14 protein-coding genes, 1 tRNA gene and 2 pseudogenes are annotated in these 21,537 nt (G+C 56.9%); 2 read left to right on the top strand and 15 right to left on the bottom strand.

Annotation, left to right across the window (positions count from 1 at the left end; translation table 11 throughout):
- Positions 1-471 precede the first annotated feature (471 nt).
- From HMPREF0045_RS06560 to HMPREF0045_RS06545, 5 genes and pseudogenes are all read right to left on the bottom strand, one after another.
- Positions 472-1,086 (bottom strand): hypothetical protein, encoded by a 615-nt coding sequence (locus HMPREF0045_RS06560; protein ID WP_005986703.1) that lies wholly within the window; start codon positions 1,084-1,086, stop codon positions 472-474.
- 15 nt (positions 1,087-1,101) lie between these two features.
- On the bottom strand, positions 1,102-2,652 hold the full coding sequence (locus HMPREF0045_RS09730) for a CHAP domain-containing protein (RefSeq protein ID WP_005986701.1): 1,551 nt from the start codon (positions 2,650-2,652) through the stop codon (positions 1,102-1,104).
- Positions 2,653-5,052 (bottom strand): annotated as a pseudogene (locus HMPREF0045_RS11350) (VirB4-like conjugal transfer ATPase, CD1110 family).
- Positions 4,988-5,389, bottom strand: a complete 402-nt coding sequence (locus HMPREF0045_RS10175) for a PrgI family protein (protein ID WP_081466800.1) — start codon at positions 5,387-5,389, stop codon at positions 4,988-4,990. Before HMPREF0045_RS10175 ends, HMPREF0045_RS11350 begins: the two are co-directional and overlap by 65 nt.
- 5 nt (positions 5,390-5,394) lie before the next feature.
- Complete coding sequence (locus HMPREF0045_RS06545) at positions 5,395-5,640, bottom strand: hypothetical protein (RefSeq protein WP_005986693.1); 246 nt, start codon at positions 5,638-5,640, stop codon at positions 5,395-5,397.
- 491 nt (positions 5,641-6,131) lie between these two features.
- Here HMPREF0045_RS06545 and HMPREF0045_RS11405 point away from each other — a divergent pair, with 491 nt between their 5' ends.
- Together HMPREF0045_RS11405 and HMPREF0045_RS06535 are read left to right on the top strand one after the other, a co-directional pair.
- A complete protein-coding gene (locus HMPREF0045_RS11405; RefSeq protein ID WP_005986692.1) occupies positions 6,132-6,362 on the top strand; it encodes a hypothetical protein in 231 nt (76 codons plus the stop codon).
- 272 nt (positions 6,363-6,634) lie between these two features.
- Positions 6,635-7,726, top strand: coding sequence for an ATP-binding protein (locus tag HMPREF0045_RS06535; protein ID WP_005986690.1), 1,092 nt, complete (start codon positions 6,635-6,637; stop codon positions 7,724-7,726).
- Between the two features lie 165 nt (positions 7,727-7,891).
- On the opposite strand, the gene HMPREF0045_RS06530 is transcribed toward HMPREF0045_RS06535, so the two are convergent.
- From HMPREF0045_RS06530 to HMPREF0045_RS11030, 10 genes and pseudogenes are all read right to left on the bottom strand, one after another.
- Entirely contained in the window at positions 7,892-8,749 is an 858-nt protein-coding gene (locus HMPREF0045_RS06530; protein ID WP_005986688.1) for a DsbA family protein, read from the bottom strand.
- On the bottom strand, positions 8,746-9,960 hold the full coding sequence (locus HMPREF0045_RS06525) for a glycine C-acetyltransferase (protein ID WP_005986686.1): 1,215 nt from the start codon (positions 9,958-9,960) through the stop codon (positions 8,746-8,748). Before HMPREF0045_RS06525 ends, HMPREF0045_RS06530 begins: the two co-directional genes overlap by 4 nt.
- A 183-nt stretch (positions 9,961-10,143) precedes the next feature.
- Positions 10,144-11,214 carry an L-threonine 3-dehydrogenase gene (gene tdh / locus HMPREF0045_RS06520; protein WP_005986684.1) on the bottom strand — a complete coding sequence of 357 codons (1,071 nt, stop codon included), beginning with the start codon at positions 11,212-11,214 and terminating at the stop codon, positions 10,144-10,146.
- 226 nt (positions 11,215-11,440) lie between these two features.
- A complete protein-coding gene (locus HMPREF0045_RS06515) occupies positions 11,441-13,195 on the bottom strand; it encodes an ABC transporter ATP-binding protein (RefSeq protein ID WP_005986682.1) in 1,755 nt (584 codons plus the stop codon).
- Positions 13,195-15,177, bottom strand: coding sequence for an ABC transporter transmembrane domain-containing protein (locus HMPREF0045_RS06510; RefSeq protein WP_005986680.1), 1,983 nt, complete (start codon positions 15,175-15,177; stop codon positions 13,195-13,197). The genes HMPREF0045_RS06515 and HMPREF0045_RS06510 overlap by 1 nt, the downstream gene beginning before the upstream one ends.
- A 99-nt stretch (positions 15,178-15,276) precedes the next feature.
- A tRNA-Arg gene (locus tag HMPREF0045_RS06505) sits at positions 15,277-15,352 on the bottom strand.
- Positions 15,353-15,524: 172 nt separating this feature from the next.
- Positions 15,525-19,013 carry a S8 family serine peptidase gene (locus HMPREF0045_RS06500; RefSeq protein WP_196793404.1) on the bottom strand — a complete coding sequence of 1,163 codons (3,489 nt, stop codon included), beginning with the start codon at positions 19,011-19,013 and terminating at the stop codon, positions 15,525-15,527.
- A 242-nt stretch (positions 19,014-19,255) separates the two neighbouring features.
- A complete protein-coding gene (locus tag HMPREF0045_RS06495) occupies positions 19,256-20,734 on the bottom strand; it encodes an immunoglobulin-like domain-containing protein (protein WP_005986676.1) in 1,479 nt (492 codons plus the stop codon).
- Positions 20,718-20,921 carry a hypothetical protein gene (locus HMPREF0045_RS10520; RefSeq protein WP_005986674.1) on the bottom strand — a complete coding sequence of 68 codons (204 nt, stop codon included), beginning with the start codon at positions 20,919-20,921 and terminating at the stop codon, positions 20,718-20,720. The genes HMPREF0045_RS06495 and HMPREF0045_RS10520 overlap by 17 nt, the downstream gene beginning before the upstream one ends.
- 270 nt (positions 20,922-21,191) lie before the next feature.
- Positions 21,192-21,537: pseudogene (locus tag HMPREF0045_RS11030) on the bottom strand (hypothetical protein); the annotation flags it as partial.

Genomic DNA, 21,537 nt, shown 5'->3' with positions numbered 1-21,537 from the left:
GGTGTGGCTTGAGCTTGAGGCTCAAATGCAGCCTGAGGCTTAGCCTGTTGTACTACAGACTGAGGAGTGGTCTGAGGTGCAGGCTGCTGCAGTGTCATAGGATTTTGGTCAATGGCCGGATTAACAGTTAACCAAGGATTGACCGCTGGTACCTGTTCACTTGGAGGCGGATCAGGAGAAAAAATTTCGCCAATCTCAGGTTCACTATCGCGGCGTCCTAACCCAGGCAAGCGAAACCCACGTTTAGGGGCTGCGGCCTCAACCTCAGGCGCGGGAGGATCAGCCAGGCTAGAAATATCACTCGCGCCAAGTGCGTCAACAGCCCAATCAGATAAAGCCCGATACGTCGCAGGATGATCAACAATCTCGTCTAACAAATCGTAGCTAAGATGTTGCCTATCAGACGCGATCGCCCAAAGCTGCTGAGCAGTTAAATCCCTATCAAGCCTCATAACAAACACCCTTCCCTTTTTAGAGCTTTGGCCATATAACAGCCGTAGCCTTATCAACTTTTCCTTTAGCGGGCATCTCAACCACCCACAATGCCGTGTCCGTAGCTATAACCTCGGTCCCGTCATTGTGGGGAATATGTAGCCGGTAAGTGACCATCACGCCCACACCAATAACGTGGCCGTCATTAGTGGAAGTAGCTGGCTCGTCAACCTCTAGTACCTCAATCCAAGCCCCCGGAATCTGGCCAGACATGCTTTGCCAGATCGGTTCTTGACTAGCTACAGCCTTGCTGCAAACCTTGCTAAGACGCTTTTCACGCTGTGAAGCGCTCTCAGTTTGCTTCCAGGGCACTACTGCTTTAACCGTGGTGATAGCCAAGGTTTTTTGTGCTTGGGTGGGGTTAAAATCCTTCGAATACCCATCTATCTGGGTAGGTGAAGCCCCCTCACCACTCTCGCCAGGCTCGTTAGTCTCGCTACTGGTGGAAGCTGAAGCTGCCAGGGCAGGTTTTAAAGCAGCCTTTTCTTCTTTTCCGTGGTTGAAAGCTGCCCAAGCCAGGAATCCACCTAACCCAACAACCACAACCAATATGGCTACAATCAAAGCCACTAAACCACGCTGACGACCAGTCACCGCATTCACCACCTATCAGTACCAGTTATGTGCTTGCCACCAAGCCCAAGCTTGGCATGGGCTACCGTAGCGTTCTTTGATGTAACCCAGCCCCCACTTAATTTGCGTAACCGCATTATCGTGCCAGTCTGAGGCAACTGAGGCCATCTTGTTGGCTGGTAAAGACTGAGGGATTCCATACGCACCCGAGCCAGGATTTTCAGCCGCGTAATTCCAGTTGGATTCTCTAGTCCACATGATTTCAAGGCACTGGTATTGGCCCTCATCCCACCCATAGGCGGGCAGCATTGATTTAGCAGCCGCTTTAGCTGCATCTGGAGTTAAAGGTCCACCCACACCCGCATCACCCCCACCGGGGTTAACAATCGAGGAGTCACCAATCTTTTTAATCTTTAGCTTTGAGTTTGGGTTGTGCTTGATAATGGCCTGGCCAGTAGACACTAGTTGGCTTAGTGCGTCGGCAGTGTATTTCGTTATGAAATACTCGTTAGTGCCATAGTTTTCAACGGTTATAGAGCCGTTAACTGACACCTGGCCTATATAGGCCACATGCCCGAACTGCGCATGCCAACGCCCGCCCTGTGAGCCGGGCTGGAACGAAATAATGTCACCAGGGCTTGGTTTGGTTACTTTAACCCAACCTGGTAAAGCTGTATCTGCCCCCCACTCATAACCATTACCACCGTCAGGGGTTGTGTTGTGGTTAATGTGTTTCCACGGCTCGTGTAAAACCCCGTCATCACGGTTAACCCGCCAAATCACGAAGTCCGTGCAGTTACCAAAATAGTAGCCAGTAGCATTGTTAGCCGTGTTATATTGGCGGTCTTTATAAGGGTAATCATTACCCATACCATTGGCCACCACACCCGCAACGGCCACAGTAGCTTCAGCTTCTTTTTTAGTTTCCTCTATACCGGTAATCCAGGATGGTAAAAAACTAGAAATTAGTGACAATACTAACATAACTAGTGTGAGGATAATACAGATCGCCAAAACAGCGCCAGAAATTTTAGCTACAACTAAACCTATAATTCTAGAGATTATCCCGGCTACGTTCCTAGCCGCCCAGTTGACCACTCTCCTGGCTGCGCGCGCAGGTGCGGTTTTACCGGTAGCTAGCTCCTTGTAAACCTTACGGCGAGCCTGACGTTTAGAGCGGGCCCCAACCACGCGGTTAGTTAGACTATTGACCTGGGCTTTAGTGGGTTGTTTTAAAGCTCGGCGGGCAACATTGTTAACTTTGGTGTCAACCTTGCTCCCAAACTTTTTGCCGATGGAAGTCCCAGTGCTGCGGCCTAGACTAGATGCATTTTGTAGGCTAGTTTTAACCGCCCCACCCTGACTATCAGCCAAGGTAACATCATTATTCCTATTGTCGACGGGGGCTTTGATTTGTTGTTTAAGCACGTCAGCAGCGGTTTTACCCACCAAGCCAACGACCCCAGAGCCGACTTTAGCACCCAACCCATAGGCTTTACCCAGTGCGCTAGAACGGCGAGTATCAACTCGGATGTCACTGAACATGTCCGAGTTAATAATCTCTTTATCAGATTTTCTGAAATCCATCTAGAACACCTCACCAAACTTTGTGGTGTAAAGCTGGTAAAGCTTGGTTGAAGTAGGAATACGCGAGTCAAACGGCACCATGGCCACACCCATCTTCAACAACCCGCAACCAGGCCCAACATTTTGGAAATAGCTACGGTGTTTATCCGACCAGTGGAACAAAGACTGCAACGTAGAAGCATCAGTCGCAGTCTGGTTAAGCAAAACCAGACTGTCAGAGTTAGCCAACATAAGCCGGGCACGCTCACTAATCAGCAACTCTTCAATATTTTGAGTTAAACCAGTTGGCATCAGCCCGTACTTACGTGCACGCTTCCAAATCATCTGGCAATACGCGCCCGCGTACTCGTTAGAAAATAGCAGGTGGAACTCGTCAATATAAAGCCAGGTACGCTTACCCAAGCTACGGTTAGCCTGTACCTGAGCCCAAATCTGCTCCAAAACCACCAACATACCAAACGTTTTCATGTCCGACCCGAGCCGGGCGATGTCGTAAACGATCACGCGGTTAGACGTATCAACGTTGGTTTGCTGGGAGAAACCAGAAAATGAACCAGAAGCGTAAAGCTCTAGGGCGGTAGCGATCGCTTTAGCTTCGTCTTCAGGCTGAGCGTTTAACTCTTCAAACAAGGTGTTAAGTGTGGGAGGAAGCGCCCGCTTATCTTGCAAGAAATGCCCGTAAATGCGTGTAACGCACCGGTCAATGATCGAGCGTTGAACCGGGGTCAGGCCACTAGCCCCACCAATAAGTACCTCGCACAGAGACAAAATGAACTCGGCTTTAAGCTTGATTGGGCTACCATCATCAGCGTTGGCGTCACGGTCCATGTGCAGCGGGTTGATACAGGCGGTAGAACCCGCGCTAATCTCGATACGCGTGGCCCCCATAGCATCACCCAAAGCCACATACTCTTTTTCTGGGTCAACAATGATGATGTCATCGTCTGTACCCAGGAAAGTTTGGAAAGCTTCACCTTTACCGAACTGGCTCTTACCGGCACCAGTAGTACCCAGGATAAAAGCGTTACCGTTCATGGTGGCAGTTCTAGAACCCACCACCAGGTTTTTAGAGATCGCGTTAACCCCATAGAACCGCCCGCCAGGCTGCAATAGCTCTTGGGTAGTGAAGGGCACCATCACGGCCACGGTAGCCGTGGTTAGGGTCCTGAAAATTGGTAGCCTACACACCCCTAGGGGAAGGACAGCGTTAAGCCCGTCCTCTTACATGTATTTCAAGGTTTCAAAGCCGCAAGACTGTTTACGGCCCGCAGCGCGTACCTGTTCAACAGCTTCAGCTAGCTCTTCACGGGTTTTGCCTGAAACACCAATAACAATCGTGGTAGTGAACAGTTTTTCGTTACTAGACTCAAGCTGTTCACGTAGCTCCAGGGCCTCTTGACGGGAAGCGACCAGTTCGTGAGGAATAGATTCCTCACCATTACCCTGCTTACGGGCTTTACGTAGCTCGTTACTACGCTGCATTTCCATCTCAGCGATCTGGCGTTTAACCAGGTCCAGGCCCTCGGCATGGTCAAGCGGGCGGAAATGTACTGCCAGGGCCAGCTCACAAGTCAGTTCGCTAAGATCTTTCATTAACCGGTCTGACAGCCAAGCAGGCAGGTCACGTAAAACCAGGGTCTGGTAGTAAGAATCGTGTTCGTTAGAAAACGTGATCGTGGCAGGGTTTTCCCGAAAATCAATAGCCCAGGGACTGACCACGTCTTTAGTGGTCAAAGTAGAACCAACCAAGTCGTTATAAGTGAAACGGAAAGGCTGGTCAGGGCGCAAAATATCATGCAACAACCTGACGCGTTCTTCACCGCTAACCCGCTCAGCCCTGCAACCACCAACTGAACGCAGCTGGGCTATGCTTTCCGTGGCCACGCGCGCCAAAACTGAAGTCGCATGCTCAAAATCATCGGCCTCAACCGTGATAGTCACATACTTATCAGTGACCGTGTTGTTACGCCCCGCAGCCAGACGCGCGTTAATCAGGTCGTTATACTCCCACCTGTACTCGTCCCGGCCATCACCACGAGGTGAAAGCGAGACAGCTTTACTAAGCGTTTCACGGTCAAGGTGGCGGTTAACTACCGTTAACTGTACTGACTGGCCAGCATCAAAAGAGTTAATGAACTGGGCATACTGCTCAATAATGCCCTGCTGGTCATCCTCAGGGGCTAGCTGGTAGTCAATGTCTTCCAGTTTTAACGTAACCGAGTAATGACCGTCCCCTAGCACGCAAATACCAGTGTCAGTCATAGCCTCATACTGGAGGGCTTTTTGAGCCGTGTTGCGTTTAACGCGCGAAACGTCCTTCTCGCTACGCTTGCGTTTACCGGTCAAGTTCGAGGCTTCTGATGACGTCTCGTTTTGGCGGTTTTTGTTTGCGAAGAACATCCGCTGACCTTTCTGACGCGATCTCAGCAGAAAGCTGAGGGTCTTGCGCGTACACGCGCAGTTGTGGATTCCAGTTAAAACGCCACACATAACCCGCGTAACGCTCAAACGGTAAACCTTTAGGCCTGATCCACCCAACAGCTACAAAAGGCATAGTTAAAAGCGCAGTTAGCCACGAACCAAGTGACTCCTGGCCAATCAGGTAACAAGCAGCGTAAACACTGCTAACGACCACAAGGCCGCTAGCGGCGCAAGCTAGCTGACGCCAGCTCATGCCAAGCATTACTTTTGATTGGTATGCGGTGATTTCCCGGTAGACCTTGATTTCAAGGGCCATAATTTTTATGACAACGTGATAGCGCTAAACAGCTGGGCTGCTGCCACGATCAAGCCGCCACCAACAGCCTGCCAAACACCAGACTGGATCTGGGGTCCCTGGTGGTCACGCAGACCGCCAGCCAGGGTGATAACACCCCACACAGTCCACAGGCCACCACCGATAGTTGCGAACTTAACGAAGAGAGCCAATGCCTTGCTGAGAATGTCGGTACCATCAGCGCCAGCAGCAAGAATCATTTCGGTAATCATTTCAATCTCCTTGATAAATCAACAGCACTAACCATCCGGCTGGGTGATCGCGCTAACCCTGGATCATACACGCATATGCGCATATGCGTGTATGCGTATTAAAGTTGTTAACTTCCACAAACCTGCTGTGAGCAGGGGAAACTGAGGTTGCGGCCTAAGTGAGACAGGTTCAAACACTTATACCCGCTTTTGCGGGGAACCGTAATAAACACAATCGCCACCTTCCTGCCTTATCCCTGCTTCCGTAGGGAAAACAACAACGTTTTAAGGAAAATGGGGAGAGTTTGACCTGGTAGCTCCAGTGGTGGGGCTGCCAGTGCTTTAGTGTAGTACTCGAAGGCTAAAATTTATCCATTATTAACCCTTAGTGATGCTCACCATATCCCCCGCTTGAAGGGTGCCTGAATTTTAAGTGGGACCTTGGCTTTCAGCAGCGCCGGATCTAGCGGCGACTGCTAGACATCTTCGGGATAGGCGAATAGGTTTTTTGTATGGCAGATATTGCGGTGGAAGCTCGCGGGCTTAAACGCAGATTCAACAAGGGCAAGTTTGTGGCTGTTAACGGATTAAGCCTGGACATTAAATACGGCCAGATTCACGCCCTGCTAGGCCCTAACGGGGCAGGTAATGCCCGGCGTAAGTTAGCCCAGGTACTGCAATACGTACAGTTAGGCCAATGCGCTAGAGTTAGCCGATCAGATCACCCTGATTGGCGCGGGTAAGCGAGTTACTGCCTAGCGCCGTCGTACACGAACGCAGGCCAGTATCTGCCCAGTGGCTGCACACTACATATTGGCCCCAATAATGTTGGTGGCTACCTTAACTACCACGCTGATCCAGTATTTAGCGCAGCGTGCTTGGGGCGGTCGTAGAGCCGGTTCTATGAAATTTTTAGGGCTTCTATGAAGTCAAAATAGGGTTCTATGAAGTAAAAATGCCTTAAAAATGGCTTCTATGATATAGAAACAGGGGTCTATGACATAGAATTAGCTCTATGATCAACGATCTTGAGGACCTCAAGGTTGATACTTGCCAAGTCGATGCTGACGGCAAAACACTTGGAACATTCAACGTTCCAGATGCAGATGGCCAGGTGGTGGCTGGTAGTTGCCGGGAAGATCTAGATGAAGAACTAGTCTCCCGTTATATTGCTGCTGTACGTGAAACCACCCCGCGACTGGTTAACGAAAACGACACGGATGTCCTTTACTACACTGGCGTCGTCGCAGACCGTGCGGGCACAGAGCTTACGGTGGCTGGCCTATATGCGTTAGGTGAGTACCCACAGCGGCTTCTACCTCACCTGACACTTACAGCGGCAGTTGAAGGTAGAGGTGATGAACGGGCAGTTAACCGCCGTGATTTCACTGGAGCCCTACCGGTAATTCTCGATGACGCCCTGGAATGGGTTAGGCAAAACGTAGAATCAAAACAAACCGTCACTAGTAAAGGTGACGGCAACACAGAATATGCACTGCCCATGGTGGCAGTGCGCGAGGTGATCGCTAACGCACTGGTTCACCGTGATCTGTCTGAAGCCTCGCGTGGCAAAGGCATTGATCTGAGAATCACCCATGACGGATTCCGCCTGACAAATCCAGGCGGCCTGTGGGGGATCACGGTTGACCGGCTTGGTTCTGGTGAACACCCCGCAGTAAATGAGAAGCTCTATCAGATCTGCCACAACGTCCAAGGCCATAATGGGCGCGTTATTGAGGCCATGGGCACAGGGATTCGTGAGGCACGTCGGGAACTGCGCGACGCCGGAATGGCTGAGCCACGCTTTTATGACAACGGGGTGTCCTTCACGGTGCGTTTCCCGAACTCGGCCCTAATTCCCGACGGCGATCTGACCTGGCTTGGTGGGCTCGGCTCAATTTTGGGCTTGAACCAGAACCAGAAAAAGGCGCTGGTAGACATGCGCCACGGTCGTATCTGGAGCAACAGCGACTACCGCGACCAGTTCGGCGTGAGCGCTGAGCAGGCGCGAAGTGAGCTGCGTGAACTTGTGGAGCGAGGCCTGGCCATTGCCACCGGCCAGCGCCGCTGGGTGCGCTACCAGCTCGCACAAAATCACCAGCGCTAGCAACGCCAGCGCTACTAGCAGCGCCAAAGTCGGCAACAAACTAGCGCTAGCAACGCCAGCGCTAGCAACACCACTACTAAAAACTCACGCCTGCTGATCGGGACAGTACCCGGGGCAGGCGTGAGACTATGCGCCTTAACGGCTGAAGCAACTAACTACATGTAACTACTTGGCAGACTTAGCGGATTGAGCCAAAACCGTGGCGCGAACCGTAGCCGCATCCACATAACCCGGCATGACGGCGTCGCCAATAAAAGCAAAAGGCGTGCCGTTAATACCAACGTTATAGGCGTCCTGACGCGACTTCTTAACCGCATCAACATTAGCCTGAGAGTTCATGTCAGTCTTGAACTTAGTCAGGTCGGGTACGCCCGCCTGCTTAGCCAAAGCCACCAGCGACTCCTCAGTGTAGGTGGGGTGATCGCCATCCTTCGCACTGGCATAGGCCGCCCGCTCAAACTCCCAGAACTTACCCTGGGCTGCCGCCGCCAAACCAGCCTGGGCCGCCAGCGGGGAAGTGGGGCTAATCTGCGCCAAATCATGCCACTCGATACGCAAAGTACCGTTATCGATCAAATCCTGCAGCTGCGGCTGTACCTGCTTAGCGAACTGCGTGCAGTACGGGCAGGCAAAATCGGAGAACAGCACCATGGTCACCTTCGCGTCCGGGCGCCCCAAAGCACGCGGGTCGTCGCTCTGGCGGCGGGCGGCATTAGCGATCACCTGCTTGGCGGCCTCCTGGGTGGGTTCACTTAGCGCCTGGGGAGTCTGGTTAGTGCCGACGTCGCTCTTAGCGGCGCCAGCCTGAGTGCCCGTGGTGGCGGTGGATTGAGCCTGACCGGTGGTGGCCTCCTTATCGCCCCCCACTGCCCACAGCGTCACCAAAGCGCCCAGCAGCAGCGCGATCACCATGCACAGCACCACGATCAGCTGCTTCGCCCGCATCAGCTGCTTTTCCAGCTCAGCTGCGGTTTTGCTGCCGGTGGTTTTAATTTCCGACGTCGTAGCGGTAGGTTCACTCACTTAGCGGTCTCCTTCTCCTGGGCCTCAACTTCGTCACGTGCCGCAATGAATGCGGCCACGCAAGCATGCACATCCGCCTCACAGTGGGCGGCCGATAGCTGCACCCTAATACGGGCCTGGCCGCGCGGCACAACCGGGAAGGAGAAAGCCGTGACATACACGCCGTGCTCCAGCATTGCGCTAGCGATCCGGGCGGCCTTAACGGCGCCGTCGTCACCAGGGAACATAACCGGTGTGATCGGGTGAGAACCAGGCAGCAGCTCAAAACCAGCTTCAGCCATAAGCTGACGGAACAGCTGGGAGTTAGCACGCAGCTGGGCGCGCTCGGCGTCAGCGTGGCGGGCAATCTCCACCGCCTTAGCGCTACCACCCACCACAGCCGGGGCCACAGTGTTAGAGAACAGGTAGGGGCGGGCGCGCTGACGCAGCAAATCCACCACTTCCTTAGGGCCACTAATGTAACCACCACTAGCCCCACCCAGGGCCTTACCCAAGGTGCCGGTCAAAATGTCTACGCGCCCGCGCACCCCTAGAAGCTCGGGTGTGCCCGCGCCGGTGTCGCCCACAAAACCGGTGGCGTGGGAGTCATCAACCATCACCAGGGCCCCAAACTCATCGGCCAAATCGCAAATCTCAGGCAGGGGAGCGTAGTAGCCGTCCATGGAGAACACACCGTCGGTGACAATCATTAGCCGCTTGCAGCCATTAGCCTTCGCAGCCTCAAGCTGTTTGCGCAGGTCAGCCATGTCTGCGTTGGCGTAGCGGAAACGCTGAGCCTTGCACAGGCGCACGCCATCAATAATGGAGGCGTGGTTGAGGGCGTCAGAAATAATGGCGTCCTCCTTGCCTAGCAGTACATCAAAAATGGCACCGTTGGCGTCAAAACAGCTGGAGAACAAGATGGTGTCATCCATTCCCAGCCACTGGGAGAGCTGCTCCTCCAGCTGAGTGTGGGGGGTCTGGGTGCCGCAAATGAAACGCACAGAGCTAAGGCCAAAACCCCAGCGGTCTAGCGCCTCATGGGCGGCCTGGGCGATACGCGGGTCGCCCGCTAAACCCAGGTAGTTGTTAGCGCAGAAATTTAGTGAATCCCCGGCGGTGGTGGCGATGTGGGCACCCTGGGGGGTGGTGATTACCCGCTCGTGCTTGGTCAGCCCGGCGGCGTCGATCTCGGCCAAGGTGGCGGCCAGCTCGTCTTTAAAAGTGAACATGAAACTTTCCCTTTGAATAATTATGTGGTTATGCAGCAGCGTTGCTGGCGGTGGCGGTGGCGGTGGCGGTGGCAGTGGTGGTGGGGGCGTGGCGTGGGGCCACGCCCTGGTGCGCCGGCGCCGCGCTTAGCAAGTGCAAAAGCTGCAAGCCCGCAAGGGCGGCGCCTGGACGCACCGGTGGGGTCAGGCAGTCCAGTCAATAATGACCTTGCCGCACTTACCTGAACGGGCGGCGTCGAAACCTTCAGCCCAATTCTCCGGGGTGACCCGGTGGGTGATCACCGAACGGATCTGGTCACGCAGCTGGGGAGAAGAGCCCAGCATGAAGTCAGCCTTGTACCAGGTGTCAAACATTTCACGACCATAAACCCCCTTAATAGTGAGCATATGGGTGATGACCTGGTTCCAGTTAATGTCATAGCTGGCGCTAGGCAGCCCCAGCATGGCGATGCGGGCCCCATAGTTACACACGTCCAGCATCTGGCGGGTGGCGCTGGGGGCACCAGACAGCTCCAGGCCAATGTCGAAGCCCTCAGTGATCCCCAGATCCGCCATAACCTCACGTAGATCCTGCTCACGGGTGTTTACGGTGACGGCGCCGGTCACCTTAGCCAGTGACAGGCGGAAATCAGATAGATCAGTGATAACCACATTGCGGGCCCCGGCGTGCTTGGCAATAGCCGCGCACATAACCCCAATCGGGCCAGCGCCGGTGACCAGCACATCCTCAGCGGTCAGGGGGAACTGCAGGGCAGTGTGTACAGCGTTACCGAAGGGGTCAAACAAAGCCCCCAGGTCAGGGTCAATGTGGTCAGCCTGTAGCCACACGTTACCGGCGGGCACAACCACATAGTCGGCAAAGGCGCCGTCGCGGTTAACCCCAATGGAGTTAGTGTGCAGGCACATGTGGCGTCGCCCAGCACGACAGTTACGGCAGCGACCGCAAGTAATATGCCCCTCCACACTCACGTGCTGGCCGGGGGTTAGACGCAGGCCGTTAACCTCACCCACACCATCCATGCCGGATACGCCCGGACCCACCTCTACGATTTCACCGTAGAACTCGTGGCCTAAAGTCTGGGGTGGGTTAAGCATTTCAGCTGCAAAATCATCCCAGCCGGCTAGGTGCAGATCCGTACCGCACAAGCCAGTGCGCATCACGCGGATCTTCACTTCCCCAAAGCCAGGTGAAGGTTCAGGAACCTCGGTTAGCTCAAGGCCAGGGCCGGGGGCGGGTTTAATCAAGGCGCGCATGGCTGCTCCCAACTAAAAAGAGTTAACCCCTTAAGTTTAGTTCCCGACCTTGTTATTTAGCTGTAATTTTCGCTTGGTACTTGGAGCCGACGCCGCCCGCTCGCCACCGCGCTGCGCCTAGGGCCGCTGCACCTAGGGCTGCTGTACCTAGACGCGACACAAGGGTGCAGATGGTACGCAGCGGGGCGGGCCTAGCAGGCCGAGGCGAGCGGGCGGCGTCGCACTGCTATTCAGACTGCCAGGCGTTCCAGAGATTGGCATAATGTCCTTTTCTCGCCAATAACTGAGCGTGGCTGCCAAGCTCAGCGATACGCCCGTCAATAACCACCGCGATCCGATCGGCGTCGGCAGCAGTGTAAAGCCGGTGCGCAATAGCCACCACAGTGCGCCCCGCCATGAGACTGGCCAAGGCATTCTCAGTGGCGTGAGCAGTGGTGGGGTCAATCAGGCTGGTGGCCTCATCCAAAATCAGCGTATGCGGGTTAATCAAAGCAATACGCGCCAAAGCCAACTGCTGGGCCTGGGCTGGGCTAAGCGCATGGCCGCCAGAACCCACCGGCGTGTCTAAACCCGCCTCCAACTCATGAGCCCAGGTAGCGCCAATAGCATCCAGGGCCTGCCACAGCTGACTATCGCTAGCCTCAGCGGCAGCCAAGCGCAGGTTTTCACCCAAAGTAGCGGCAAAAACATGGTGCTCCTGGGTGACCAGGGAAATTTCCTGATGCAGCACGTGTTCAGGCAGCTGAGAAACCTCCACACCACCCAAAGTCACTGAACCCGAAGTGGGCGGGTGAATACCAGCCAGCATTCGCCCCAACGTGGATTTACCAGAACCCGAGGGGCCCACAATAGCCAGCCGCTCACCAGGAACCAGATCCAAATCAATATGGTGCAGTACCGGGTGGCCCTCGCGGTAAGCGTAGGAGACGTCACGCACCTTAATACGATTATCTTCAGGCAGCTTATCGGTGGTTTCAGTTTCGGTAGGCACCAACTCCACGCCCACAATACGCCCAAAGGCAACCGTGGCGCTTTGCACCTCATCAAGCCACACAATCAGATCAAACACCGGCACGCGCAGGTTAAGGCCATACAGCGCCATAGTAGTGATTGCCCCCAGGTCAACCAGCTGATGCTGGTGCAGGTACAGACCCAAAACCAACACCGCCAAGGGCGAGAGCAAAGTGAAAATATTTAGCCAGAAAAACGCCTTACCACGCAGCGCACCGGCATAAACATCCACCGCAAACAGCTCTTTAGTGCGAGTAAACAGGTAATGGCTACGGCGCGCACCCAGATTAAAGGCGCTAACCGTGTCAATCTGGTCAATACTTTCAGCAATTACCCCATCAATAGTGGCGTACTGGGAGCCAACCGTACGGTAGGCGGGCACGGCATAGTGCAAATACCAGCGCACAGCCGGAATACAGGCCAGCAGCGGCAGCCAAATAGCCAGGCTCAACAGCGGCGCGGTGATTGTGGCCGCAGCTAAAGTCACCACCAAGGTCACCGCCAGCGTCATCAGCCGGGCAATACCGCGTTGAATCACAAACTGTAGTGAACGCAGATCATGCTGGGTGCGCCCCAGCAGGTCACCCGTGCCCGCAGCCTCAATCACCCCCAGGGGTAGGCCAGTGATTTTAGCCAGCAGATCTTCACGCAGCTGGGCGAAAATTATTTGCCCCAGCACGCGCGCACTCCACTCACCCAGGCCCGTACACACCATGCCCACGCCGGTAAGCACCAAAGCCCACACCACCAGGGTAGTTACCTGGCTGCTCAAAGCGCTGGTGGGGATAGTGGCGCTCGCGGAGGTAACTAGGTTGACGATTTTGCCCACAATACGTGGAATCATCACGCCGGTGGCTGCCCCGGCCAGCTGCACGGCGGTTACACCAGTCAGTGCCAACCAGTGGTGGCGCATCAGACCGGCGGCAGCGCGTCCCGACTGGCGCGAGTTAGCTACAGGAAGTCGTTTCATCAGCGCTCCTGTCCGTGGTTGGGCTCGCTTGCCGGCTTGCCGGGGGCGCTCTCGACGGCGACGGCGGCCTGGCTGGGGGCTGCCGGCTCGCTGCTGGGGGCTGCGACGGCGGCCTGGGCGCCTGGCTGAGTGGCTGGCTGGGCGCTTTGGATGCCCTGGGCGCGCTCCACTACTGCCCGGTAGGCGGGCACCTGCTGACGCAGCTGGTGGTGGGTGCCACGAGCCACCTCGGCGCCGTCGTCATCAATAAAAATGACCTCATCGCAACGCCCCAAAATCAGCGGCGAAGCGGTAGTAATAACCGTGGTGCGTCCGGCGCGCTCAGCAGCCAAATCGGCGGCAATATTGTTTTCAGTGTGCGAATCAAGTGCGCTAGTGGGCTCCAGCAGCACCAACACGGGGGCGTCAGTTGCCAGGGCGCGGGCCAAAGCCAGACGCTGGCGCTGACCACCAGAAATATTGCGGGCCTTCTCATTCAAAAGCCCATACAGGCCACCCACCGAATCCACCAGGTCATCGCTGTGGGCCAGGTCCAAAGCCTGCTGAGAGCGTGCCTCAAGCTCGCTGGGCAGATCAGCAACAGGGCTTGTGGCTATCACCCCCGAATTGGCGTACCCCTGCTGGGCCACCAACTCCAAGGTGTCTTGCGCCTGGGGCTTGGGGGCGTCATTACCCAGCACCGCCTGGTAGAGCGGGCCGGCAAAAGCCTGGGCGGTGGTAGGTGAAACCACCACAGTGCGACGCACCTGATCCAGCGGCAGGCTACGCAAATCTACCCCATCAAGGGTGACAGTATCGGCGTCGTCGAAACGGCCCAGGCGCATGGCCAGGGCGGCGCTAACCTCGGGGGAGGGGGCCACCAGCGCAGTTAACTTACCGCCGGCGATAGTGATCCCGCTAGCGCTGTCATGCAGCGCCCCTAGCGAGTTAAGCTCAAGCGGCTGGCTGGCCTGGTCGTTTACATGCGGCTGGATGTTCAGTAGGCGCAGCACCTTACGCATAGACACGCGCGTGAAGGCGTTAACCACCACCAGCTCGGTGATAGCCCGCATGGGCAGCAGCAAGAAACTGGTGTAACCAAAGAACGTCAGCAGCTGGCCCGGCTGTAACTGTCCAGAGAGCACCTGCTGAGCGCCCAAAGCCACCACGGCGGCGGTCAGTAGGGTGGGGGCGGCCTCAGAGAAAACCGCCAGGGCCGCCTGGGAAGGAGCGGCTTCAATGCCCGCCTGCTTAACGCGCTGGGATTGGGCCCGGTAGCGCTCGTTGAAGGCGTTCTCGCCGCCAATGCCGCGTAGAATCCGCAGGCCGACGACGGCGTCCGTGGCTACGTTGGTGAGCTCACCGTTTTCTTCACGGATAGTGCGGATACGTTTTTCGATTAGCTTGGAAATCCAGCTGATAAGCACCGTGATAATGGGCAGGGCAACCAGGATGGTTAAACCCAGCGACAGAGACTGGGTCAGCATCAGGTAAATCACCAAGATCATTGCGGGCACATAAGCCAGCAGGTTGCACAGCGACACCATCCACAATCCCAGGTTTTCTGGGTCGTCACCGGTTGTGGCCACGGCGTCACCCAGGGAAATGTCGCGTTTCATGGCGCTACCAAGCTGGCTGGTTTTGCTTAGCAGCATACGCATAACCAAAGCCTCATGCATCACCATTAAGGCGGTGTAGTTTAAGGTGCGCCAAGAACCCACCAGGGAGGTTATTAGGCATAGTAGAACCAGCCCGGTTACTGTGCCGCGTAAGCTCACCCCGGGGGTGAGGGCGTCGTCGAGCAGGGTACCTAGCAGCTTGGGGATTAAGGCAAACCCAATGCCTTGAAGCAGGGTTAAAACTAGGCAGAGGGCCAGAATTTGCCAGGATTCTTTGTATAAATAGCGCCAAATACCGCCAGCTGTGGTGGGTAGAGGATCCGGCAGCTGTTGGGAGCGACTAAAAAAATTTACGTACCTGCTGGTAACCGATATTTTTTTCATGATCTCTACAGAAAGTAGGGCTACGACAAAGTAGGGGAGAATTAACCCTAAAATTGAAAACAGCCCGCGGCCAAAGTTTAAACAGTGGCGGCGAGCTGCTGGCGCGCCCGAAGGGACTCGAACCCCCAACCTTCTGATCCGTAGTCAGACGCTCTATCCATTGAGCTACGGGCGCATGTCGTTTCCGACAAGAAAGAACTTTACACACCTATATGCGCGGGCGCAAATCCAAATGGTGTGACGCTGGACATACTAGGTTTTGAGAATAAAAAGGTGGGGGGCGACTCTTTCGAGCCGCCCCCCACAGGGGTTAAGTCAACGCGTTAGCCGCGTTGACTTAACCGAGATCAGGCCTCGCTACCGGCCTCAGCGTCGCGACGCTTGCGCAGGGCCAGTGCACCTGCACCAGCTGCGGCCAGAACCAGCGCACCAATGCCGATGGCGATGGTGGTACCGGTGCGGGCCAGCGGCTCGCGGTTGTCGTCGCCCTTGCCGGGCTTACCTGGCAGAGCAGAGGGCTTGCCGCTGGGCTTGCCAGGCAGGGCCGAAGCCGAGCTGGAAGCGGACACACTCGGAGCAGCGGTGGGCTGAGCCGGGTTGCTCGGAGCAGCGGAGCCGGTGGGCTGCGCGGTCGGAGCGGCAGAGCCGGTCGGAGCAGCGGTGGGGGCGGCAGAGCCGGTCGGAGCAGCGGTGGGCTGCTCGGTGGGAGCAGCGGTAGCGTCACCAGCAGGGGTACCGGCGATGCGCAGCTCGGCTACGCCAACCTTGCCCTTGTCGCTGGTCAGGGTGATGCGCACGAAGCGGCCCTTAGCACCAGACTTGAGGGTCAGGTCCTGGGGAACCATTGCTTCGCCGCTGAGGCTGCCAGAGCCGGCGTCGGTCCAGGTCTTACCGTCAACGGAGACCTCGGCCTTCCAGCCGGTGGCGGGCATGGAGTCCACGCCGTCGTTGCCCTGGTTGGGTACGTACTGCACCTTGGAGATGTTGTAGACCTTGCCGGCGTCCAGAGTGATCGGGGCGCCAGAGGAAACCACAGCGTAGGTGAAGACGTTGTCGTCAACCATTGCCTCAGGCTTGCCGTTACGCGGGTCAGCGTCAGAGGTAGAAGCGTCCGCAGTGGCAGTGGTAGCGGCGGCGGTAACGTCGCCACTGGCCTTAAGGGCGATGGTGGGCAGGTAGTCGCTACGACGCCAGTCAATGGTGAAGTCGTTGCTCATCCAGATGTTGTACTGCTCAAGCACGGTGGTGTCGGCACCGGCGGGGGCGTTGAGCTCCCACAGCTGGTAGGTACCTTCAGGGGCCTGCTGGAGCTGGTTGTTAGCGTCCAGGTAGGAGCCGTCCCAACGCACCAGGCGGGTGCTAGTGCGGTTCCAACCCTTGTCACTCATGGAGATGAAGACCTTGTCAGACAGGACCTCGTACTTGCCGTCGTCGGTCTTGCGCATGGCCACCAAACCGGAGCGGATCAGCGGTACGTCAGCCTTGAAGTAGACGTGCGGACGGTCGTTGAACATGGTGAACTGGTGGCCAGCCTTGTTAACAACCTTCAGCTTCTCGGTAGCCAGAACCGGACCGGTCTTGTACAGGGTCTTGGACTCGGCCAGGTTACCGCCCACACCCACGAACGGGATGCGCAGGGTCTGAGCGGCGTTGTCCGGGGTCAGGGTGACGTAACCACCGTAGAAGTCACCGTTGCCAATGCCAGCGGGAGCGCTGACCTTGACGGCAATCTTTGCGGAAGAACCAGCCGGAACGGTTACCGAGGTGCCATCGGTGGAAACGGTGGCGCCGTTGGTGGTGCCACGGGTGGGCTTGGAGGACTCACCAGTGGTGGTGACGGTGTCCACGTGACCAAGCTTGTAGGTCACAGCCTCAGAACCAGAGTTGGTCAGGGTGATCTCGTGGGTCTTTTCACCGGCAATCTGCTGGCCCAGGTTCAGGCGAGAAACGCTCGGCAGAACCTTGGTGGAAGCAGCGCGGTAGACGTCGATCAGACCGGCACCCTGGCGGGCGGTGGGCTCAAGCAGAGTCTTGTCGCCGTTGCCCTCGCTCCACAGACGCGGAGAACCGGTGGACTGCAGACGTGCGCGCACGCCCTCACTGGTGCTGGCGTTCTTGGCGTCCTTGAGCTCAGGGTGTGCCTGCAAGATCAGGGCAGCTGCACCAGCAGTGTAGGGGGTAGCCATGGAGGTACCGGAAATGGTGTTGAACGGACCGCCGTGGTCAAGCGGCCAGGTGGACCAGATCAGACCACCGGGGGCGGCTACATCCGGCTTCATTTCCAGCTTGCCGTTCAGACCCCAAGAGGAGAAGTCCGAAACCAGACCACCGGTGCTGACCGGGCGGTCGCCGAAGGTATCGCCGAAGGTGACAGTGGTGTCAGCCTTGAGGGCTGCACGCAGAGCGTCACCGTCAGCCTGGGTGATGGAAACAGCGGGGATCTTTACCGGGTCGGTCGCGTTGGTCAGGTCCATGCCGATGGTGCCGGCCTGGTTGTTGTCGATGATTACACCGACGGCGCCAGCCTTCTGAGCGTTAGCGGCCTTGGTACCGAAGGTGCAGCCACCACGGCGGATAAGCACGTACTTGCCCTTGAAAGCATTAGTGTCGCTGGGGGCGGTGCACAGCTTGCCGTCTTCAGAGTCAGCCTCACCGGAGGCAACTACCGGGTAAGCAACGTTGGAGCGAGCGAAGTCGCCACCGTTGCTACCGACGTTGTAGAAGAACTTGTTGTCTACGCCGCTAGCGGTGAAGTAGTAGTTGGTTTCGACGGTGTTGTCCACACTGGCGACAGTGATGGCCTCGGTGGCAGCACCAGGAGCACCCAGGGTCCACAGACCGTCGGCGCCGTCGTTACCCTGAGCGATAGCCACAACCACACCAGCGTCAACCATGGTCTTTACGGCCTTGGTGGTGGGGTAGTCGGGCAGAACCATGTAGGCAGCACCCAGAGACATGTTGACTACGTCCATGCCGTCCTTGGTGGCCTGCTCCATGGCAGTGATGATGATGTCGGTGCTGGTCTTGCCGTCGCAGCCAAACACACGGTAGGCACCCAGGGAAGCCTCAGGGGCTACACCGCGAACCTCGGTGCTGGAACCAGCGGCGCCGCCACCGGCAGCAATACCGGCAACGTGGGTACCGTGACCGCCACAGTCATCCGGAATCGGGTCCGGCTTGGGGTCGTAGGTGCCGTTCGCGCCGTAGTCGTCACCAACGTAGTCGTAACCAGCGATGACGCGAGAGTTCGGGAAGCCTACAGCGCCGTCAGCCTTGGCGCCGTCGCCCTTTTCACGGGAGGTGCCGGAACCAGAAACGCCGGTACCACCGAATTCACGGTGGTCAATGTCAATACCGGAGTCGATGATACCGATCTTGACGCCCTTACCGGTCAGGCCAAGTTCGCTCTGAGCGCGGTCAGCGTTGGTCATACCCAGGGGAGCACCCCAGGAGTACTTGGTTTCACCTTCGCTGGTGGTCAGGTCCTTGGAGGTCTTGACCTCGGGACGCGGAACCTCGATAACGGGCTGAACGCTTACAACGCCAGGCAGCTTGGCCAGCTGAGCGGCCTGAGAGTCGCTGACGGAAACGGAAACACCGTTCCAGACCTGGTCGTAGTTGTTGGTGATCTTAGCGTTGATGCCGGCGTCCTTGATGGCCTCGGCGAGCTTGTCCTGCTGGGTTTCAATCGAGGACGCGCTACCACCGTTGGATACCGAAGGCGCAGACAGGGTTACTAGCCAGTGGCCGGGCACATTAGTGGCCTGGGTGCCATTGGCAAGCTGCAGGGCTGAAGTGAAAGTCCCTGACGGAATATTTGCGGTAGGAGATGCCACAACGGGAGCCGCAAGCGCGCAGGCAGTTGCCACGCTCAGCGTAAACGCCGTGATCCTCCTCCGGTTCAAACTGGGTTTGAGCACTGGTTTCTCCTTGCTATGCGGGAGTTTATGTAGATTAGCTACACAACCACCCTTAACCTTGCCACATCTCCAAGCGAAATTGTGGCTAGTTTTCATAATCTGAGACGTAAACCGGCGAATTTAATTATCAAAATTCGCCGGTTTATCGCATCAGAATCTCACTTAACAGTGACTTCAGTACTAGTGAGAATGTCTTTACCACCCTGCTTGAGGATTACGCTTAGCTTTGCGCCAGAAGGTACGTCCTTAAGCGAAACAGTGGTGCGGGTTTGTAGGTTAGCACTGACATTGTAGGGACCACGCCAGTAGCTGTACCAGTATGTGGAATTACCCTGCTTCTTAGTGGTCACCCACTTGATGGTGATCTGGTAGTCGCCCTTGAGGCCGTTTACCTGCACGACGGCGTTCTGGTTGGACACGGCATTGCCGACAATGAACACGCTCGCCTTGCTTTCCTGCTGGCTGAGCACGGTCACGGAGCGCTTGAACTCGGTGGAGTTACCAGCCTTGTCCTTGACGCGGTAGACCAGGGTCTGCGTGCCCGGACGGGAGGTGTTCAGGTTGTTAACCACGGTGATGGACTTGGTGACGTCGCCGTCGCGGTCATCGAAAGCGGTAACGCCCTCAAGCGGGTTGAACTTGCTGCCGTAAGCCACCTTGGAGGTAGCGGGCATAGAGAAGACCGGGGCGGTCTTGTCAGCGCTAGAGGACAGCGCGTCGCCACTCAGCGAGCTGAACAGACGCACCGGGTAGGTCCAGGACTTGCCCTTAGCAGTGACCTTAACGGTGTAGGTGGCTACCGTGTTGGCGGCCGGCTTGGCCACAAGCGCGGGGGCTGCGAAAGCCACGCTCTGGTAGCCGGAGGACTCGCTGATGCCGGTGGTGCGGGCCGTGGGGCGAGTCACGGTGCCGTTGGGGGCGGTGATTTCCACCTGGGCGCCCTCAAGCAGCTTAGCCTCGCTGCTGAGAACCGAAAGCGACCACTCGCCATCCTTGCTGACCAGCGAGTAGGGGAAGTAGCCGGCAGCCGGCCATTCAATGGTGGCCGGGCGCTTCACCTTGGAGTCAGGCTGGGTGATAGAGCCGGTCTCGTAGGACATGTCAGCGTAGCGTGAGCCGTGCGCGTAGGAGAGCACTACCTGGTTGACGCTGGAGCTGCGTGCGGAGCTAGAGCGGCTAGCGCCTACAGCCGTGTAAACCAGGTTGGGGCTGAACATGTACATGCGGTGGCCCAAGCTGGGCACGCCCGAGTCGGCAGCCAGGTTGTCGGCGTGGTAGGCCATGGTGGCGGACTGCCAGGTGGTCCAAGACAGCAGGCCAGAGAGGGTGGAGCGGACGCCACCGGCGGTGCTGCAAGGCCAGGTGCCGTTAGGGCCAGGACGGAAACGGCTGTTTCCCTTCTGGGTTTCAGGCTTTAGGCCGTGGCTGATGCCGCTGGCGGTGGTCATCGCGATTGAGCCCTCCTGGGCTTCGCGGTGAATGGTCTCGTTGGGGCTGAGCTTGGTGGCGCCAATGTTGTTGAAGGCGCGCAAGGTGTTCAGGTAGTCAACGTAGCCCTGACGTGCGTCCTGGGGCAGGGGTACGTAGCTGCAAGAATCAGTGATCTGCGGGGCGACCTGCTTACCTAGGCTCTGCACCTGCTGGTTTAGCTTCTGGGCCTGGGGACCAGGAGGTGGTCATGTCCACCATCTGCGGGGTTGCCGACGACGCAGCTGCCGGCAGGATGGCGTTTGCCTTGGGGGAGGCGGCGGCAGTCGGAATTAACGCACTGGCACTCATTGCCAGAGCGAGGGTGAAAACCCCGTATTTACGTAATTTCTGCATTATACCTACTAAAAATTAGTGAGCAGTACCGGAAAAATAGTTGCATTGGAAGCTTGAGGTAGACGCCAGTGAACCTGGGAAAGGTCTGAAAATGTCTGTGCAAACAGCTATGCTTTGTCGCAAATCTGGGCTGCTTGGGTGACTAAAAGCCCAGCTGACGGGGCGGTGGCGACGACGACGGCGCCAGCTTAGATGGCCTGGGCAACTCAGGGAAACGGCTGCCCGAGGTAACAAAAAACGGGTTAAAGGACAAAAAGAGTTGGTGGAGGGTTAGTCCCAGTTGTTTCGGTGGGGGCTTGTATGGTGCAGGTCGTGCCAGGCGATAGCGTCGCCCCATCTAGGGATGACACCAGCTGCGGGCTGTGTGCGCGAGGCATGTTCCCATTGGGCTTCAATCTGGGTGTCTGTGGGCATGATTTTGAGGATCTGGGCTGGTGGGAGCGGGTTTTCGGTGTGCATGTAGCACCACCAGAAGATCGCTTTGATCCGGCGGGTCAGCCGCATTCCCCGGTGGTCGCGCAACAGTTGACGCAAGGGCGCGTTGGTCGCGCCTTCAATCTGGTTGTTCATCGCCGGCAACGCCCCCTCAAACTGGGGGTCGGTGTAGGTGAACAAC

It is taken from the genome of Actinomyces graevenitzii C83 (assembly GCF_000239695.1).
In the GTDB taxonomy this organism is placed as follows: Bacteria; Actinomycetota; Actinomycetes; order Actinomycetales; family Actinomycetaceae; genus Actinomyces; species Actinomyces graevenitzii.
The sequence above is the reverse complement of the archived record's forward strand: the minus strand, read 5'-3'. Positions and strand labels throughout refer to the sequence as shown.

Excerpts from the sequence above, each read along its gene's own strand:
- HMPREF0045_RS10175 (WP_081466800.1), bottom strand. The coding sequence starts at position 5,389 with ATGGCCCTTGAAATCAAGGTCTACCGGGAAATCACCGCATACCAATCA.
- HMPREF0045_RS06535 (WP_005986690.1), top strand. The coding sequence starts at position 6,635 with ATGATCAACGATCTTGAGGACCTCAAGGTTGATACTTGCCAAGTCGAT.
- HMPREF0045_RS06515 (WP_005986682.1), bottom strand. The coding sequence starts at position 13,195 with ATGAAACGACTTCCTGTAGCTAACTCGCGCCAGTCGGGACGCGCTGCC.
- HMPREF0045_RS09730 (WP_005986701.1), bottom strand. The coding sequence starts at position 2,652 with ATGGATTTCAGAAAATCTGATAAAGAGATTATTAACTCGGACATGTTC.
- tdh (WP_005986684.1), bottom strand. The coding sequence starts at position 11,214 with ATGCGCGCCTTGATTAAACCCGCCCCCGGCCCTGGCCTTGAGCTAACC.
- HMPREF0045_RS06525 (WP_005986686.1), bottom strand. The coding sequence starts at position 9,960 with ATGTTCACTTTTAAAGACGAGCTGGCCGCCACCTTGGCCGAGATCGAC.
- HMPREF0045_RS10520 (WP_005986674.1), bottom strand. The coding sequence starts at position 20,921 with ATGCAGAAATTACGTAAATACGGGGTTTTCACCCTCGCTCTGGCAATG.
- HMPREF0045_RS06510 (WP_005986680.1), bottom strand. The coding sequence starts at position 15,177 with ATGAAAAAAATATCGGTTACCAGCAGGTACGTAAATTTTTTTAGTCGC.
- HMPREF0045_RS11405 (WP_005986692.1), top strand. The coding sequence starts at position 6,132 with ATGGCAGATATTGCGGTGGAAGCTCGCGGGCTTAAACGCAGATTCAAC.
- HMPREF0045_RS06545 (WP_005986693.1), bottom strand. The coding sequence starts at position 5,640 with ATGATTACCGAAATGATTCTTGCTGCTGGCGCTGATGGTACCGACATT.